This is a genomic window from Streptomyces sp. BR1 (genome assembly GCF_052373795.1).
Classification (GTDB): Bacteria; Actinomycetota; Actinomycetes; order Streptomycetales; family Streptomycetaceae; genus Streptomyces.
Genome location: NZ_CM126252.1, coordinates 5,987,620 through 6,003,371, shown reverse-complemented (window position 1 = coordinate 6,003,371; position 15,752 = coordinate 5,987,620). Strand labels below are relative to the sequence as shown.

The window sequence follows — 15,752 nt, the reverse complement described above, 5'->3', positions numbered from 1 at the left end:
GGCCCTGACGCCCCGCTCGCGCGGGGAACACCTCACACCTGTACGCGGCGCTCCACCACGTCGACGAGCTTGGCGATCGCCTCGTCGCGCGCGATGCCGTTCTCCTGCGAACCGTCGCGGTAACGGAAGGAGACCGTGCCCGCCGCCATGTCCTCGTCGCCGACGATGATCATGAACGGCACCTTGAGCTTCTGGTGGTTGCGGATCTTCTTCTGCATCCGGTCCGAGGACGCGTCCACCTCGACCCGCAGGCCCTTCTTCTTCGCCTCGGCGGCGAACTCCTGGAGGTACTCGATGTGGGCGTCGCCGATCGGGATGCCGACCGCCTGGACCGGGGCCAGCCACGCCGGGAACGCACCCGCGTAGTGCTCAAGAAGCACCGCGAAGAAGCGCTCGATGGAGCCGAACAGCGCGCGGTGGATCATGACCGGCCGCTGCTTGGTGCCGTCGGGGCCGGTGTACTCCAGGTCGAAGCGCTCCGGCAGGTTGAAGTCGAGCTGCACGGTCGACATCTGCCAGGTACGGCCGATGGCGTCGCGCGCCTGGACGGAGATCTTCGGGCCGTAGAAGGCCGCGCCACCCGGGTCCGCGACCAATTCGAGCCCCTGCTTCTCGGCCACCTCGCGCAGCGTCTCGGTGGCCTCCTCCCAGATCTCGTCCGAGCCGACGAACTTCTCCGGGTCCTTGGTGGAGAGCTCCAGGTAGAAATCGTTCAGACCGTAGTCGCGCAGCAGGTTCAGGACGAAGGTGAGCGTCTTGTCGAGCTCCTCCGCCATCTGCTCCTTGGTGCAGTAGATGTGCGCGTCGTCCTGGGTGAAGCCACGGGCACGGGTCAGGCCGTGCACGACGCCGGACTTCTCGTACCGGTAGACGGTGCCGAACTCGAACAACCTCAGCGGCAGCTCGCGGTACGAACGCCCGCGCGCGTCGAAGATCAGGTTGTGCATCGGGCAGTTCATGGGCTTCAGGTAGTAGTCCACGCCCTCGTCGAGCTGCATGGGCGGGTACATGCCGTCGGCGTACCAGTCCAGGTGGCCCGACTGCTCGAAAAGCTTCCCCTTGGTCGCGTGCGGGGTGTAGACGAACTCGTAGCCCTCCTCCTCGTGGCGGCGGCGCGAGTAGTCCTCCATGACCCGGCGGATGATGCCGCCCTTGGGGTGGAAGACCGCGAGGCCCGAACCGATCTGCTCCGGGATGGAGAACAGGTCCAGCTCGTTGCCCAGCTTGCGGTGGTCGCGCTTCTCCGCCTCCGCGAGGAAGTCAAGGTGCGCCTTGAGCTCGTCCTTGGACGGCCACGCGGTGCCGTAGATGCGCTGGAGCATGGGGTTCTTCTCGCTGCCCCGCCAGTACGCGGCCGCGTTGCGCATCAGCTTGAACGCCGGGATGTTGCGAGTGGTGGGCAGGTGGGGACCGCGGCAGAGGTCCTTCCAGCACAGGTCACCGGTCTTGGCGTCCAGGTTGTCGTAGATGGTCAGCTCGCCGCCGCCCACCTCGACGTCCGCGCCGTCCTCGCTCGAAGCCGAGCCCTTGAGGCCGATGAGCTCCAGCTTGTACGGCTCGTCCGCGAGCTCCACGCGCGCGGCCTCGTCGGTGACCACTCGGCGGGAGAACTTCTGCCCCCGCTTCTGGATCTCCTGCATCTTCTTCTCGATGGCCTTCAGGTCCTCCGGGGTGAAGGGCCGGGCCACGTCGAAGTCGTAGTAGAAGCCGTCCCGCACCGGCGGGCCGATGCCCAGCTTGGCCTCCGGGAAGAGCTCCTGGACGGCCTGGGCCATGACGTGCGCGGTGGAGTGGCGCAGGATGTTGAGGCCGTCCTCGGAGGAGATCTCGACGGGCTCGACCTCCTCGCCGTCCTTCACCTCGTACGCGAGGTCCTTCAGCTCGCCGGCCACGCGGGCCGCGACGATGGTGCGCTCACCGGCGAAGAGCTCGGCGGCCGTAGTGCCCGTCGTCACCACGCGCTCTTCCCGCTCGGAATCGCGTTGGATGATCACACGGACGTCTGACACCGGTCTCTCCTGCCTGAAGGGGTACGCACGCTCGTACTGCGGACGCGGTACGAATCCTACCGAGCCGCCGGGGTCGCCCGCGAAACGGTTTACCGGGCCGGGGCCCGATGGCGTCCCCCTTCAGTCCTCCCCCGCGCACGCCTCCTCGAAGAAGTCCAGGTTCTCCTGGAGCGACTTCATCAGGCGGTCCCGTTCCGCGTCGTCCACCTGGACCGGGACCACACCCGTCGCCCCGGCCAGGCGCCTAAAGCCGCCCCGGCTCTCCAGGCGCCCCACCACCCGCACCGGCAGGCCGACGAGATGGGCGTGGCCCGCGATGCGGTAGGCCTCCTCGTCGAGCTCGACGCGTACGTACGGGATCTCGGCGCCCGCGAGCACCCGCAGCCGGACCGTGCCGGGTCCCCGGGGGCCGGAGCGGCGCAGTCGGACCACCGCGCCGGTGACGCGGACCGGTACGGCGGGCTCGTCGCTGAGGTAGCGGGCTCCGGCCTCGCGCAGGGCGGGCAGGTCGCCGGGGGAGAACTCCACGGGTTCGGGACGCGGGGCGCAGCCTGCCGGGACGCCTGCCGCCGGTGCCCATTCCAGGGCGACGCGGACTCCTTCCGAGCCCTGGACCAGGGAGATCACGGCTTCGGTGAGTTCGCGGCTGGCTCCGGCGCCGACAGCGGTGTCGAACGCTTCCATGCCGCCGGTGGTGCGCAGGTAGTCGACGGCTTCGCGGACCGCGTGCAGTGCCTCGTAGAGCCGGACGACGGCCGCGCGGCCGGTCTCCACGGGGACGAACGCGGTGAGCCGTCCGCCGGGTGCGGGGTCGACGAGGACGCCGGTGAGGGTGGCGAGGGCCTGGCTGCGGTGGCGGGCGCCGTAGTACCCGGCGCGGCCGCGTGCGGCGAGGGCGCCCGCGAGGAGCATGCGGTGGGCGGCGCCGCGCAGCTGTTCCTGTTCGGTCCAGGCCGTGGCGCCGGAGGGGCCGAGCGGGGTGTCGCGCCACCAGCGGACCTCGTCGCTGGGGACGGCGAGCGAGACGAGTACTTCGCGGGCGGAGGGCGCGCCGGAGCGGGCGAGGGCAGTGAGCGCTTCGCCGAGCAGGTCCTCGCTGTCGGGGAAGTCGCGGCTCTCGGGCACCAGGAGGCTGGTGCCGGATCCGCCGCCGGGCGGTGTCCAGCGCGCGTACCGTCCGGCGGCGCCGCCGCGCCGCTGCCAGCCGTGGCGGTGGAGCAGCACGCCGAGCACGGCCGGGTCCACCTGGGCCGGCACCGGTTCGACGGCGTCGGGTCCGCCGAGCTCCCCGCTGGACAGACGCATCAGGGCCTCCCTCCCACCCCGACCCGGGTCATGATCTCGCAGAGCGCGTGATCGTCGAAGATCCGCGAGGTCGGTATCCGCACGTTGGTCCTGCGCCGGCCGGTCACCGGGTGGCCGGCCAGATTGGTCCAGTAGCAGCAGTGCCGCAGCGCGAGCCGGTCGTGGCCCGCGCGCAGCCACTCGTCCCGGCTTCTGGGCACGAGCATCACGACCAGGATCTTGTGCACCGAGACGGGTGTGCGGGCCAGCTTCACCAGGTGGTCGTTGTCGAGGGTGAAGGAGAAGGCCCCGCCCGGGGGGTGCGGCGGTATCTGGTACGTGCACTTGAGCTGCACCTTGATCGTGACTTCGTCGTCGACCGTGTGGCCGGGAGCGCTGTGGCTCACGTGCCAGTCGATTCCGTTGTCCGGAAAGGGCTGCGAGAGCGAGCAGCCCGCGGCGGCCGCCACCGCGTGGAGATAGCCGACCTGGAGGGTCTCCATGCAGGCCGTGGTGGCGAGTGAGCCGCGCGGCGGCGCGATCCGCTCGGGCAGCAGAGTGCTCTCCGGCAGGGCCGGATCGGGCTGCGCGAGCGCCATGGCCGTCGTACGCCTTCCGGACTTGTGCCGACGCTTTCCGGACTGTGCCGAACGTGCCGGACTTTGCCGATCCTTGCCCGTCCTTGCCGATCGGGTCCCCCGCGACGGTCCGTCAACTCGCGGGCCCGTCACCTGTGTTGTTGCCGGGGGGCGTACGTCGCAAACAGCCCGGGTATCACGGAATCGGGCAGGGGACGCACGCCATCTGCCAAGGGCACAAAAGGAGTTGCACCATGACGTGCTGGTACGAAGGCCCCTTGGCCGCTTTCGACACCGAGACGACCGGCGTGGATGTGGAGCGGGACCGCATGGTGTCGGCCGCCCTTGTGGTCCAGGACGGGCCCGCCGCACGGCCCCGGGTGAGCCGCTGGCTGGTGAATCCGGGCATACCCGTGCCGGAGGGAGCGACCGCCGTGCACGGGCTGACCGATGAGCATCTGCGGCTGAACGGGCGGTGGCCCGCGCCGGTGATGGAGGAGGTGGCGAGGGCGCTGGCCGAGCAGTGCGCGGCGGGGCGGCCGCTGGTGGTGATGAACGCGCCGTTCGATCTGACGCTCCTGGACCGGGAGTTGCGCCGCCACCGCGCGTCGTCGCTGGCGCGCTATCTGGACGGGGCGCCGCTGTGCGTGCTGGATCCGCGCGTCCTGGACAAGCATCTGGACCGCTACCGCAAGGGCCGTCGCACGCTCACCGATCTGTGCGCGCACTACGAGGTGGTCCTGGAGGGCGCGCACGACGCGGCGGCGGACGCGCTGGCGGCGCTTGAGGTCGTACGGGCGGTGGGGCGCCGGTTCGCGGCCCGCCTGGAGCGGCTGACGCCGGCGGAGATCCACACACTGCAGACGGGCTGGCACGCGGCCCAGGCGCGGGGGTTGCAGGCGTGGTTCACGCGCAACGGCACTCCGGAGCCGGTCGACCCGGCGTGGCCGCTGCGGCCGGAGCTGCCTGCGGCGGCCTGAGGTCGCAGGGGCGGGGAAACACCGTCAACACAGCGGAAAGGCCGGTCCGTCGACGACGGACCGGCCTCTTCCCGGTGGGCGATACTGGGTTCGAACCAGTGACCTCTTCGGTGTGAACGAAGCGCTCTCCCACTGAGCTAATCGCCCGGGAACGGGTTGAACCATACAGGCCCGGGCGCCCTGGGTTCAAACTCCGTTCAGGACGGCCGTGAGCCCGCGCCGCCCGGACCGCATCATCGCCGCGTGGTTGGCGCGGAAGACCGGCCGCCCGGGGACCGCGAGGCACCGCATCAGCTGCTTGCGCACCTCGACCTCCTGCTCGTAGAGCGCGCGGGTGCCGCCGCCGTACGGGCTGAGCGTCCAGCGGGCCCAGCCGTCGAGGTCGCCGCTCATCGCCACCTCCAGGACCCCGGCCATCGGGTCGCGGCGCCGCTCGCTGGCGGTGACGACGAGTTCGTACGGCAGGAAGGAACGGAAGCGGGCGGTGCCGGTGCGCTCGTCGACGGCGGTGACCTCGCGGACCTGAGGCCACCAGCGCGGGTACTCCTCGGCGCGCTCCAGGACGGCGAACACGGCGGCGGGCGCGGCGGGCAGCTGCCAGACGTTGCGGAAGCGGTAGTGGCTCCAGTCCATGGCTCAAGTCTGCGCCGGGGAACGGGAGACGAGCAGGGGTCGTGGCGTGATCCGGACCGGGGAACGCCGAAGGCCCGGAGATCGGTTTCGATCTCCGGGCCTTCGGTCCGGGGTGGGCGATACTGGGTTCGAACCAGTGACCTCTTCGGTGTGAACGAAGCGCTCTCCCACTGAGCTAATCGCCCGGGCGCACCGCAAACATTACCGCATGTCAGCGGGGCGTTTGACCACGCTCGGCGCCCTGCCGGGCCACTCGTCGATCCTCCACGGCCCGACGGGCTCGAACGTACGAAGGCAGACCGCGGCGAGCGCCTTCTCGGCCGGCACGACCCGTTCGTCACTCCCCGTATTCACGCGCTCCGACCTGCCCACCGCGTGAGCTCACCAGAATGGCCGCATAACCGAAAGTAATACTCGGCCGTACGAGCTACCTGAAGCGCCGCAAAACGGCCAGAGGGGTTTACAACGGCATCGTAGGTGGCATGTCGATTTCGCCGACGTGCGAATCCCCGAGCGCACACTGAGCGAAAGGCCCTGGCGCTTATGAACACCACGGTCAGCTGCGAGCTGCACCTGCGCCTCGTTGTGTCGAGCGAGTCCTCACTGCCTGTACCCGCGGGCCTGCGGTATGACACGGCCGATCCCTACGCCGTGCACGCCACCTTCCACACCGGAGCCGAGGAGACCGTCGAGTGGGTGTTCGCCCGCGACCTTCTCGCCGAGGGCCTGCACCGGCCCACCGGCACCGGAGACGTCAGAGTCTGGCCGTCGCGCAGTCACGGCCAGGGCGTCGTCTGCATCGCCCTCAGCTCCCCGGAAGGAGAGGCCCTGCTCGAAGCCCCGGCGCGGGCTCTGGAGTCGTTCCTCAAGCGGACCGACGCCGCGGTGCCACCGGGCACCGAGCACCGTCACTTCGATCTCGACACGGAGCTCTCGCACATCCTGGCGGAGAACTGAGCCAGACCGAGAGCCGTACGGCGCCGTCCGACTCGGGGAGACGGCACCGCGCGGACAACCGCATAGGCACGCCCACCTCATGGGCACCCCACCGGCGCCCGTCCCGCGCACACCCGCGCGGGACGGGCGCCGGTGCGCCGCGCGCGCGAGCCGCTAGAGTCGGCCAGCATCGGCGGGCACCGGCCCCCCGCAGCAGGCCAGGGAGCGAATCGTGCTGATCCCTCACGACACCCGGATCGCCCTCGACATGGTGGTCGATCTGGTGAACACCGCACCGGAGAGCGAGGAGCTCGACCGCCTCGCCGACGTGGAGGCGCTGTACGGCTTCGTACGGGACCACGACGTCAGCGGGGTGGGGACGCTCACCGCGCGCGATCTCGCGGGCGTACAGACCGTACGCAGCCGTTTCGCGGGGGTTTTCGAGGCACCCGACGCCCACACGGCGGCCATGCTGGTCAACGAGATCGTGGCGGAGGCGGGCACCACGCCGCAGCTCACCGACCACGACGGCTACGACTGGCATGTGCACTACTTCGCGCCCGGCGCCTCGATCGGGGACCATCTGGCCGCGGACGGCGGGATGGCGCTGGCGTTCATCGTGGTGGCGGGCGAGCAGGAGCGGCTGCGCCGCTGCGAGGCGCCGGACTGCGGCCGGGCCTTCGTGGACCTGTCCCGCAACCGCTCGCGCCGCTACTGCGACAGCCGCACCTGCGGCAACCGGCTGCATGTGGCCGCGTACCGGGCCCGGCGCAAGGAAGCCGCGGGCTGATCCGGTTCGAGCCATCGCGTACGGCCGGTCACAGCAGATACAGGTCGTGCAGCGCCGCCATCAGCAGCAGGCAGCCGATCACCCCGAGGAAGATCATCAGGGGTGGCTGGGAGAGGGCGAAGAGGCAGCCGCGCGACTCGTCGGCGGGGAGCTCGGCATGCGGCTCGTCGGGCGGGGCGGGGACCTGCCCCGGGGAAGTGTCCAGCATCTCGGGGTGATGATGGACCAGCCGGAGCACGCCCGGGGGCCAACACGCCCACATCGGACGGGAGTTACTTCGATCTTGCCCGCCCGGACGCGCCGGTCCCGCGCCCCGGCGCGCGCCTCGTGCGCCCGGCCGCTCACGACGCGGAACGAAAAGGAAAACGGGTTCCGGGAACGGACCCGGAATCGGACTTGAGAGCGCTCCCACCGGTGTCCGGAATTCGCTCCAACTCGAATTCCGCATAGGGGAATTCACAGCCGCCGGAATTTCCCGTGGCGACGGGGTCCGGAGCCGGTTACGGCAAGTTACGGAGTGTCAGATTCCGACGCTCTTTCAGATTCCGTACGCCGCTCCACATGGGGTTCCGTATGGCGTCAGATGCCGTGCTTCTTCAAGATGGCCTCGATGTCGCTGAAGTCCTCCCCGCCGCCCGCCTTGCCCTTCGCCTTCGGCTGGGGCTGTGCGGCGGCACGGCGGCCGGCGCCGAGGGAGGGCGCGGAGGCCGCGGGGGCGATGGCGTCGGCGCCGCGCGCCCCGGTCACCTCGCGCCCCTTCTCCTCTCCTCCGACCCTGCGGCGCTCCACGAACCGCGTGATCGAGAAGAGCCCCCAGGCGATGCCGAGCAGGGCGAAGCCCGCCCAGACGGTCGGCTTGAAGACGATGCCGGACACCCATCCCACGATCCCGGTCATGACCAGGGCCACGGGGACCAGCGAGTAGGCGGCGATCCGCGTGGCCGACAGGAAGCGCTTGCGGTACGCCGTGACGGCGGCGATGCCCAGTCCGGCCGCGGACGCGGCGGAGCAGACGGTCTCGGCAAGCATCCGGTTCCTCCAGACATGGGGGTTGTGGCCCTTCCATCCTGCACCGGACCCGGCCGTTGCGGCCACGATCCTTTCGGGACATCAGGGAGATCTCCGGGACGCATCCTCCCCAGGTCCCGGTTGGGGCGTACGGGAGCGGACTGGGAGACTGGCCCCATGAGCGAGACCACCCCCGAGTCCAGCCCCGCGTCCACGCCCGGCTCCCCCGCCGCGCCCGTCGTCCTCGACGTCTGGTGCGAGCTCCAGTGCCCCGACTGCCACACCGCCCTGGACGACGTCCGCGCGCTGCGCGAGCAGTACGGCGACCGGCTCGACATCCGGCTGCGGCACTTCCCGCTGGAGAAGCACAAGCACGCGTACGCCGCCGCGCAGGCCGCGGAGGAGGCGTTCGAGCAGGGGCAGGGGTGGCCGTACGTCGAGGCCGTGCTCGCCCGCACGGAAGCGCTGGGCGCGGGGGGAGAGCGCGTGCTGCTCGATGTCGCGGGTGAACTCGGGCTTGATGTCGAGGAGTTCGACACCGCGCTGATCGACGGGCGGCATCTGTTGATCGTTGACGCCGACGTCGCCGAGGGCAAGGCGATCGGCGTCACCGGGACGCCCACGTACGTCATCGATGGTGAGCGGCTCGATGGCGGGAAGAGCCAAGCGGGCCTTCGGACCCGTATTACCGAGATCGCGGACCGAGTCCTCGGCTCGTAGCGCTCCGCGAGCGGGGCGCGTTTTCGTCTGCGGGCCGTCTTGGGCTGGTCGCGCAGTTCCCCGCGCCCCTGAAAACCATGGGGCACCCCACTCAGAGCAGCTGCTTCCCCCTGTTGTACTCCGTCGGCTCGTACCCCAGGGACTCGTACAGCCTCAGCGCCTTGGTGTTGTCGGCGAAGACGTGGAGGGCCAGGACCGGTAGGCCGTCGGTCACCGTGAGGCGTTCGGCGAGGAGCATCAGGGCGCGGCCGTGGCCCCGGCCTCGGTGCTCCTCCGCCACCGCCACGTCGTAGATGTACGCGCCGGGGCCGGTGTCCAGCTCCTTGCGGGCGAGCCAGAGGTGGCCCACCACGGCCTCTTCGCTGAGCAGCACCTGGAGGTGCGTGCCGGGGGTCGCGAGGCCGGTGGGGAGGTTCTTGCGGTGGTCGGCCTCGGCCTTGGCCCGGGCCTGGTCGGGCGCCATGCCCCGGGCGATCCAACCGCCGGCGTAGTTCTGCTGCTCGGCGTGGTGCCAGACCGTGTACTCGGCCTCGGTCATCGGGCGCGCGCTCACCCCGGCGGGCAGCGCGGGTGGCTCGGCCGGGAGGCGCTTGGCCATGTTGCGGCTGCGGTCGGTGTAGCCGAGGGCCGTGGACAGGCGCAGGGCCGCCGTGGCGCCCGCGGGCACCGACGCGTACACCTGGGCGCAGCCCCAGCCCCGCAGCACCTCCTCGGCGGCGAGCGCGGCGACGGTCCCCCGGCCGCGGCCCCGGTCTCTTTCGTCGATCGACAGCCCGCTGATCACTCCCACGGCGGAGCCGAACCCGGCGTGGGTGGCGACCGTGATGGTGCCGACGCGGCGGCTGTTGACGCAGACGTCGTACGTACGGGAAGTGGCGCCGTCGGCGCCCTGCTGGAGCGGCCCGGTCGGCCGAATGGTCGTGGTCATCAAGGCCGTTGTACCTGCCGGGCCGCCGCACGTCACCGGGTTTGACCGGTACTCGCCGGGTCTACGGGTCCAGGTCGGACGCCGCCCGCTCGTCGAAGACCCGCATCGCCTTGGCGGTGACCGGTCCCGGCGTGCCGGTCAGCTCGCGGCCGTCGACGCGGTGCACGGCCTGGATGTCGCGGAGCGTGGAGGTCAGGAAGACCTCGTCGGCGCGCTCCAGGACGTCCAGGGGCAGCTCGCTCTCCTGGGCGCCGGTCCACTCCACGACCAGCTCGCGGGTGATCCCGGCGAGGCAGCCGGAGGCGAGCGGCGGGGTGTGCAGTTCGCCGTCGAGCACGACGAAGACATTGGAGCCGGTGCCCTCGCAGAGCGCGCCGACGGTGTTGCCGAAGAGCGCCTCGGTCGCGCCGCGCTCATGGGCCCTGGCCAGTGCGACGACGTTCTCGGCGTACGAGGTGGTCTTGAGCCCGGCGACGGCGCTGCGCTCGTTGCGCGTCCAGGGGACGGTGATGACGGCGGTGGTGTCGGGGCGCCGCTTGCTCTCGCCGAGGGCGACGACCAGCGTGGGGCCCGAGTCTCCCCGGTCGGAGCCGAGCGGGGAGAGGCCGCCGGTGTAGGTGATCCGCAGCCGGCCGAGCGCGACCGGGTTGGCGTCGACGACGGCGGCGCACGCGCGGCGGACCTCGTCGAGGTCGGGGTCGGGCAGCCCGAGGCCGCGGGCCGAGCGGGTCATCCGGGCGAGGTGGCGGGTGAGCGCGAACGTGCGCCCCTGCTCCGCCTTCACCGTCTCGAAGATGCCGTCGCCCACGGTCATCCCGTGGTCGAGCACGGACACCTGTGCGGCGTCGGCGTCCCGCAGCCCGCCGTTCACCCAGATCTGCATTTACGCGGTCCTCCCACTCTGCGTGTACGCGCCGGACGCATACGAGCCCGACGCTACCGCGAGCAGCCGGGCCGCCTTCAGCTCGGTCTCGGCCCACTCCCCCTCGGGGTCGGAGCCCCAGGTGATGCCCGCTCCCGTACCGAACCGCAGCACGCCTTCGGCGCGGTCGATCCAGAACGTGCGTATACCGACGGCGAGCTCGCCGGTGCGCCGGTCGGCGTCCACCCAGCCGATGCCGCCGCAGTAGGGGCCGCGCGGGGCCGTCTCCAGGGCCTCGATGATCCGCAGCGCGCTGGACTTGGGCGCGCCGGTGACCGAGCCGGGCGGGAAGGCCGCCGCCAGGAGCTCGCGCCAGCCCGCGTCCTCGCGCAGCTCTCCCCGTACGGTCGAGACGAGGTGGACCAGGCCCGGGTGGGGCTCCACGGCGCAGAGCGCGGGGACGGTGACCGAGCCGGAGGCGCAGACCTGGCCGAGGTCGTTGCGGACCAGGTCCACGATCATCACGTTCTCGGCGTAGTCCTTCGCCAGGAGGTCGGCCTCGGTGCGGCCGGTCCCCTTGATGGGTCCGGACTCCACGGTCCGTCCCGTACGCCGCAGGAAGAGCTCGGGCGAGGCGGTGGCGATCTCGACGCCGTGCGCGGGCAGCCGGATCGTTCCGGCATAGGGGGCGGGGTTGCCCCGGGCGAGCAGTGCGGTGAGGGCGTCGACGTCGGCGGCGGCCGGATCGGGCAGCGCGGCGGTCAGGACGCGGCAGAGGTTCGCCTGGTAGACCTCGCCGGCCGCGATGTGCTCGCGGATGCGGTGGACGCCCGCGATGTACGCGGCGCGGTCGAGCGATGACGTCCAGTCGTCGGGGGCGGGCCCGCGCCAGGCGCCCGGGACGGGGGCCGGCACGGGATCGGGCCGTACGTCCCCGAAGCGGGCGCAGACGAGGCCGCCCTCGAAGTCGGCGGCGACGGCCCAGAAGCCCGCGGAGTCCAGGGCCTCCGGGTCGCTGGTCACATCGCGGAGATCGGTGGCGAGAAGCCCGCCGAAACGGGCCAGAGGAGCGAGGTCGTGCACGGTTGTGAGTCTAGGGGCGCCGCGGTGGCGCCGCCGTGGAGCGGGTCGTACCGGGCGCGGACCAGGGACGACGTCGGCGCCGGACCGGCCACGACGAGGGTGGCGGACCGGGCACACCGCAGCACGCTGCACAAACGCGTTTTTGTACTGGCCCGGGAATCCGCTAGAGTTCAACACGTCGCCGGGACGCGCAAGCGAAACGGAAACGACAAGCGGACGTGGCTCAGTTGGTAGAGCATCACCTTGCCAAGGTGAGGGTCGCGAGTTCGAATCTCGTCGTCCGCTCGATGTGGGGGATCTTCCCGAACCCCCATCTTCACTCCTGGTGGAGTGGCCGAGAGGCGAGGCAACGGCCTGCAAAGCCGTCTACACGGGTTCAAATCCCGTCTCCACCTCCAAGCGCGATTAGCTCAGCGGGAGAGCGCTTCCCTGACACGGAAGAGGTCACTGGTTCAATCCCAGTATCGCGCACGCAGTAACAACGAGTAACACCGGTCCTGTATGGTTCAGGACATCCCGCGCGATTAGCTCAGCGGGAGAGCGCTTCCCTGACACGGAAGAGGTCACTGGTTCAATCCCAGTATCGCGCACGCAGTAACAACGAGTAACACCGGTCCTGTATGGTTCAGGACATCCCGCGCGATTAGCTCAGCGGGAGAGCGCTTCCCTGACACGGAAGAGGTCACTGGTTCAATCCCAGTATCGCGCACCGCCCGGAGCCCCCGGCCTTCTCGAAGGCCGGGGGCTCCGTCGTCGCCACCTCTGCTCATGACGCTTCGGCCCATCGTCCGCGCGTACAAAAGGCGTTGCCCGGTCGGCTCCCCAGCCGACCGGGCAACGCCTTTCTGCCGTCCGCCGCACCCCCGTCCCCACGGGGCTGAAATGGCCGGATGTCCCCGACCCGGTCCGCTCTACCGGGTCCGGGGCGCCGCTCAGCGCCCCAGCATCACGCCCACGGACGACGCCTGTGCGACCACCGCGTCCCAGCCGCCGAAGACGACTGTGAGCAGGGCCGCCAGGGGAAGGGCCATGGCCGTCGCCACCAACGGGTGGCGCGGACCGGACCGGCTGGCGCCGAACGCTGCGGCATACGCCTTGCGTCCCTGCGTGCGGAGAACCGTCCGCGTTGCCGTGTCCGCCATGGTCCCTCTCCTGTCGTATCGACAGCGGCGGGCGTCTGACCTCGGGGGACGAGTGCTGCGCCCGCCGCTTGACTTCAACATTAGGGAAGCGGCGGGCACCGGGCGTCATGCCCTCGTACCGATTGCCGGGCCTCCCAGGGGATGAGTGGGCCCCTTGTCGCGTACTCCCCTGGGTGGAGACAGCCCTAGGACCGTCCTTAGGGCCGGGACTAGGACTTGGGCTCCTCGCGAGGTGAGCGGGGCTCCGCCTCCGACGCGTCCTGCCTCGGGACGGGCTGTTCGACCAGGGCCAGGACCCGGGTCGCCATGAAGCGCGCGGTGCGCACGACCGTGCCGCTGCGGGTGACTTCGCTCACTTCCACCACCCCTCTGCGGACCGCTGTTTCCACCCTGCGGCCCGCCCGGCTTGCCACCACTTCGTACGTACGAGTCGTGTCACCCGCGTCCACGACTATCTCCACTCGGTCACCCTTCACCGAATCAATCCCCCTTCTGCGACAGACCGTTGAGATCTCGCCAGGGTCAGCGAGCGCCGCGCCGGGGCTCTCTGACCACTCTTCAAGTTTCCCACCGGGCACTGACAATCGATCGGTCCACGAGGGCGCGGCCTATGAGCACACCGGCCCGGGGGTACGTAAGCTGTGCCACGTCAACAGGACCGGGCAGCGGGGATGAACATGGCGATGATGCGGCTCCGGCGCGAGGATCCGCGTGTCGTCGGCTCGTTCCGGCTCCACCGGCGCCTCGGCGCGGGTGGCATGGGTGTCGTCTACCTCGGCTCCGACCGGCGCGGCCAGCGCGTCGCGCTGAAGGTGATCCGCCCGGACCTCGCCGAGGACCAGGAGTTCCGCTCGCGCTTCGCCCGCGAGGTGTCGGCGGCCCGGCGCATCCGCGGCGGCTGCACGGCCCGGCTCGTCGCGGCCGATCTGGAGGCGGACCGCCCCTGGTTCGCGACCCAGTACGTGCCGGGGCCCTCGCTGCACGACAAGGTCGCCGAGGAGGGCCCGCTGGCGGCGGCCGAGACGGCCGCGATCGGCGCCGCGCTCTCCGAGGGCCTGGTGGCGGTGCACGAGGCCGGTGTGGTGCACCGCGACCTCAAGCCGTCCAACATCCTGCTCTCCCCCAAGGGCCCGCGGATCATCGACTTCGGTATCGCCTGGGCGACCGGCGCCTCCACGCTGACCCATGTCGGCACGGCGGTGGGCTCGCCGGGGTTCCTGGCGCCCGAGCAGGTGCGCGGGGCCATGGTCACGCCCGCCACCGACGTCTTCTCGCTGGGCGCGACGCTGGCGTACGCGGCGATGGGCGACTCGCCCTTCGGGCACGGCAGTTCGGAGGTCATGCTCTACCGCGTGGTCCACGAGGAGCCGCAGCTGCACGGGGTGCCGGACGCGCTGGCGCCGCTGGTGCGGGCCTGCCTCGCGAAGGACCCGGAGGAGCGCCCCAGCACCCTCCAACTGTCCATGCGGCTCAAGGAGATCGCGGCCCGGGAGGCGCAGGGCGGCCTGGACGCGCGCCCGCCGGCCCAGCGCGACCGCTCCGAGGCGGACCGTCCGACCGGGCGGCTCGGCGAGCGGTACGAGCACGACGAGCGCACCCAGCGCTACACCGAGACCGGCCGCTCCACCGGCGCCGGGCAGCGGGCGCAGGCACCGCGCGCGTCGGCGCCCCGCACCGGCGGCTCCCGCCCGCCCGCGCCGCGCGGCGCCAACCGCTCCTCGGGCAGCCGCACCAACGGGACCAACGGCCGCCCCGGCACCCGTCCGGGCGCCCGCACGGGCACGGGCAGACTGCGGCCCGCCAACCCCCGGCTGCTGCGCCAGCGCCTCATCGTGTTCTTCGTGGTCACGCTGATCGTGGCGCTGGGCATCGCGGCGGCCCAGCAGCTGTAGCGGCGTTACGCGAGGGGCTTTACGCGGGGCGGCCCGTCGCCACGGCGTAGAAGGCCACGGCGGCGGCCGCGCCCACATTGAGCGAGTCGACGCCGTGGGCCATCGGGATGCGGACCCATTCGTCGGCGGCGACCAGCGCCTGCCGGGAGAGCCCGTCGCCCTCGGCGCCGAGCATCAGGGCCACCTTGTCGAGCTTGTGCGGCGCGACCTCGTTGATGGCCGAGGCCTTCTCGTCCGGGGTGAGGGCGAGCAGCCGGAAGCCCGCCTCGCGTACCGTCGCCAGGCTCTTGGGCCAGGACTCAAGACGCGCGTACGGGACGGAGAAGACCGCGCCCATGGAGACCTTCACCGAGCGGCGGTAGAGCGGGTCGGCGCAGTCGGGCGAGAGCAGCACGGCGTCCATGCCGAGGGCGGCGGCGCTGCGGAAGATCGCGCCGATGTTGGTGTGGTCGTTCACGGCTTCCATCACCGCGACCCGGCGGCTCGTCGCCAGGATCTCCTCGGCCGTCGGCAGCGGCTTGCGCTGCATCGAGGCGAGGGCGCCGCGGTGCACGTGGTAGCCGGTGACGCGCTCGGCGAGGTCGGGGCTCACCGCGTAGACGGGCGCCGGGAGTTCGTCGATGACGTCGCGCATGACGTCGACCCACTTGGCGGAGAGCAGCATGGACCGCATCTCGTAACCGGCGTCCTTGGCCCGTCGGATGACCTTCTCGCCCTCGGCGATGAACAGGCCCTCGGCGGGCTCGCGCCTGCGCCGCAGCTCGACGTCGGTCAGGCCCGTGTAGTCGCGCAGGCGCGGGTCGTCGGGGTCGTCGATGGTGATGAGATCAGCCACAGGGTGATACTGCCTTGTCCTGGGTGTGGTGCCAACGGCTGGGACCGAGATCCGTTACCGCCGGTTACATGG

At 71.2% G+C, this 15,752-nt stretch carries 18 protein-coding genes and 7 tRNA genes; 11 read left to right on the top strand and 14 right to left on the bottom strand.

Annotation, left to right across the window (positions count from 1 at the left end):
* Positions 1–32 precede the first annotated feature (32 nt).
* From thrS to ACT1U9_RS26340, 3 genes are all read right to left on the bottom strand, one after another.
* Entirely contained in the window at positions 33–2,009 is a 1,977-nt protein-coding gene (gene thrS / locus ACT1U9_RS26350) for a threonine--tRNA ligase (RefSeq protein ID WP_444535114.1), read from the bottom strand.
* 120 nt (positions 2,010–2,129) lie between these two features.
* Entirely contained in the window at positions 2,130–3,314 is a 1,185-nt protein-coding gene (locus tag ACT1U9_RS26345) for a hypothetical protein (protein ID WP_444535113.1), read from the bottom strand.
* Entirely contained in the window at positions 3,314–3,892 is a 579-nt protein-coding gene (locus tag ACT1U9_RS26340) for a DUF4365 domain-containing protein (RefSeq protein WP_444535112.1), read from the bottom strand. The genes ACT1U9_RS26345 and ACT1U9_RS26340 overlap by 1 nt, the downstream gene beginning before the upstream one ends.
* Positions 3,893–4,125: 233 nt before the next feature.
* On the opposite strand from ACT1U9_RS26340, the gene ACT1U9_RS26335 reads away from it, so the two are divergent.
* Positions 4,126–4,851, top strand: a complete 726-nt coding sequence (locus ACT1U9_RS26335) for a 3'-5' exonuclease (RefSeq protein ID WP_444535111.1) — start codon at positions 4,126–4,128, stop codon at positions 4,849–4,851.
* Positions 4,852–4,926: 75 nt separating this feature from the next.
* Here ACT1U9_RS26335 and ACT1U9_RS26330 read toward each other — a convergent pair.
* The 3 genes from ACT1U9_RS26330 to ACT1U9_RS26320 form a co-directional block, all read right to left on the bottom strand.
* A tRNA-Val gene (locus tag ACT1U9_RS26330) sits at positions 4,927–4,998 on the bottom strand.
* 39 nt (positions 4,999–5,037) lie between these two features.
* Complete coding sequence (locus tag ACT1U9_RS26325; RefSeq protein ID WP_444535110.1) at positions 5,038–5,484, bottom strand: SRPBCC family protein; 447 nt, start codon at positions 5,482–5,484, stop codon at positions 5,038–5,040.
* A 113-nt stretch (positions 5,485–5,597) separates the two neighbouring features.
* Positions 5,598–5,669, bottom strand: a tRNA-Val gene (locus tag ACT1U9_RS26320).
* A gap of 23 nt (positions 5,670–5,692) precedes the next feature.
* Here ACT1U9_RS26320 and ACT1U9_RS26315 point away from each other — a divergent pair.
* The 3 genes from ACT1U9_RS26315 to ACT1U9_RS26305 all read left to right on the top strand — a co-directional run bounded on the left by ACT1U9_RS26315 (position 5,693) and on the right by ACT1U9_RS26305 (position 7,210).
* Positions 5,693–5,863 (top strand): hypothetical protein, encoded by a 171-nt coding sequence (locus ACT1U9_RS26315; protein ID WP_444535109.1) that lies wholly within the window; start codon positions 5,693–5,695, stop codon positions 5,861–5,863.
* 164 nt (positions 5,864–6,027) lie between these two features.
* The gene (locus ACT1U9_RS26310) at positions 6,028–6,441 is read left to right on the top strand and encodes an SsgA family sporulation/cell division regulator (protein WP_003987206.1); all 414 of its coding nucleotides are present in this window, start codon (positions 6,028–6,030) and stop codon (positions 6,439–6,441) included.
* A 211-nt stretch (positions 6,442–6,652) separates the two neighbouring features.
* Positions 6,653–7,210 carry a CGNR zinc finger domain-containing protein gene (locus ACT1U9_RS26305; RefSeq protein ID WP_444535108.1) on the top strand — a complete coding sequence of 186 codons (558 nt, stop codon included), beginning with the start codon at positions 6,653–6,655 and terminating at the stop codon, positions 7,208–7,210.
* A 28-nt stretch (positions 7,211–7,238) separates the two neighbouring features.
* Here the strand turns inward: ACT1U9_RS26305 and ACT1U9_RS26300 are convergent, their stop codons facing one another.
* Together ACT1U9_RS26300 and ACT1U9_RS26295 are read right to left on the bottom strand one after the other, a co-directional pair.
* Complete coding sequence (locus ACT1U9_RS26300) at positions 7,239–7,418, bottom strand: hypothetical protein (protein ID WP_444535107.1); 180 nt, start codon at positions 7,416–7,418, stop codon at positions 7,239–7,241.
* Between the two features lie 371 nt (positions 7,419–7,789).
* The gene (locus ACT1U9_RS26295) at positions 7,790–8,239 is read right to left on the bottom strand and encodes a hypothetical protein (protein ID WP_444535106.1); all 450 of its coding nucleotides are present in this window, start codon (positions 8,237–8,239) and stop codon (positions 7,790–7,792) included.
* Positions 8,240–8,395: 156 nt separating this feature from the next.
* On the opposite strand from ACT1U9_RS26295, the gene ACT1U9_RS26290 reads away from it, so the two are divergent.
* Positions 8,396–8,938 carry a DsbA family protein gene (locus ACT1U9_RS26290; protein WP_444535105.1) on the top strand — a complete coding sequence of 181 codons (543 nt, stop codon included), beginning with the start codon at positions 8,396–8,398 and terminating at the stop codon, positions 8,936–8,938.
* Between the two features lie 91 nt (positions 8,939–9,029).
* On the opposite strand, the gene ACT1U9_RS26285 is transcribed toward ACT1U9_RS26290, so the two are convergent.
* The 3 genes from ACT1U9_RS26285 to ACT1U9_RS26275 form a co-directional block, all read right to left on the bottom strand.
* On the bottom strand, positions 9,030–9,866 hold the full coding sequence (locus tag ACT1U9_RS26285) for a GNAT family N-acetyltransferase (protein WP_444535104.1): 837 nt from the start codon (positions 9,864–9,866) through the stop codon (positions 9,030–9,032).
* A gap of 61 nt (positions 9,867–9,927) precedes the next feature.
* Complete coding sequence (locus ACT1U9_RS26280; protein ID WP_444535103.1) at positions 9,928–10,749, bottom strand: aminotransferase class IV; 822 nt, start codon at positions 10,747–10,749, stop codon at positions 9,928–9,930.
* Positions 10,750–11,811, bottom strand: coding sequence for a chorismate-binding protein (locus ACT1U9_RS26275; RefSeq protein ID WP_444535102.1), 1,062 nt, complete (start codon positions 11,809–11,811; stop codon positions 10,750–10,752). It lies immediately after the preceding gene.
* A gap of 212 nt (positions 11,812–12,023) precedes the next feature.
* Here ACT1U9_RS26275 and ACT1U9_RS26270 point away from each other — a divergent pair.
* From ACT1U9_RS26270 to ACT1U9_RS26250, 5 genes are all read left to right on the top strand, one after another.
* Positions 12,024–12,096 (top strand) — tRNA-Gly (locus ACT1U9_RS26270).
* 39 nt (positions 12,097–12,135) lie between these two features.
* Positions 12,136–12,209, top strand: a tRNA-Cys gene (locus ACT1U9_RS26265).
* 1 nt (position 12,210) lies between these two features.
* Positions 12,211–12,282 (top strand) — tRNA-Val (locus ACT1U9_RS26260).
* A 47-nt stretch (positions 12,283–12,329) separates the two neighbouring features.
* Positions 12,330–12,401: transfer RNA gene (locus tag ACT1U9_RS26255), tRNA-Val, on the top strand.
* Positions 12,402–12,448: 47 nt separating this feature from the next.
* Positions 12,449–12,520, top strand: a tRNA-Val gene (locus ACT1U9_RS26250).
* Positions 12,521–12,743: 223 nt separating this feature from the next.
* On the opposite strand, the gene ACT1U9_RS26245 is transcribed toward ACT1U9_RS26250, so the two are convergent.
* Together ACT1U9_RS26245 and ACT1U9_RS26240 are read right to left on the bottom strand one after the other, a co-directional pair.
* Positions 12,744–12,953 carry a hypothetical protein gene (locus ACT1U9_RS26245; RefSeq protein WP_444535101.1) on the bottom strand — a complete coding sequence of 70 codons (210 nt, stop codon included), beginning with the start codon at positions 12,951–12,953 and terminating at the stop codon, positions 12,744–12,746.
* Positions 12,954–13,162: 209 nt separating this feature from the next.
* Entirely contained in the window at positions 13,163–13,429 is a 267-nt protein-coding gene (locus ACT1U9_RS26240; RefSeq protein ID WP_188271569.1) for a hypothetical protein, read from the bottom strand.
* A gap of 201 nt (positions 13,430–13,630) precedes the next feature.
* Between ACT1U9_RS26240 and ACT1U9_RS26235 the strand changes: the two genes are divergently transcribed.
* A complete protein-coding gene (locus tag ACT1U9_RS26235) occupies positions 13,631–14,845 on the top strand; it encodes a serine/threonine-protein kinase (protein WP_444539251.1) in 1,215 nt (404 codons plus the stop codon).
* 19 nt (positions 14,846–14,864) lie between these two features.
* Here the strand turns inward: ACT1U9_RS26235 and ACT1U9_RS26230 are convergent, their stop codons facing one another.
* A complete protein-coding gene (locus ACT1U9_RS26230) occupies positions 14,865–15,680 on the bottom strand; it encodes a TrmH family RNA methyltransferase (RefSeq protein WP_444535100.1) in 816 nt (271 codons plus the stop codon).
* Positions 15,681–15,752: the final 72 nt, after the last annotated feature.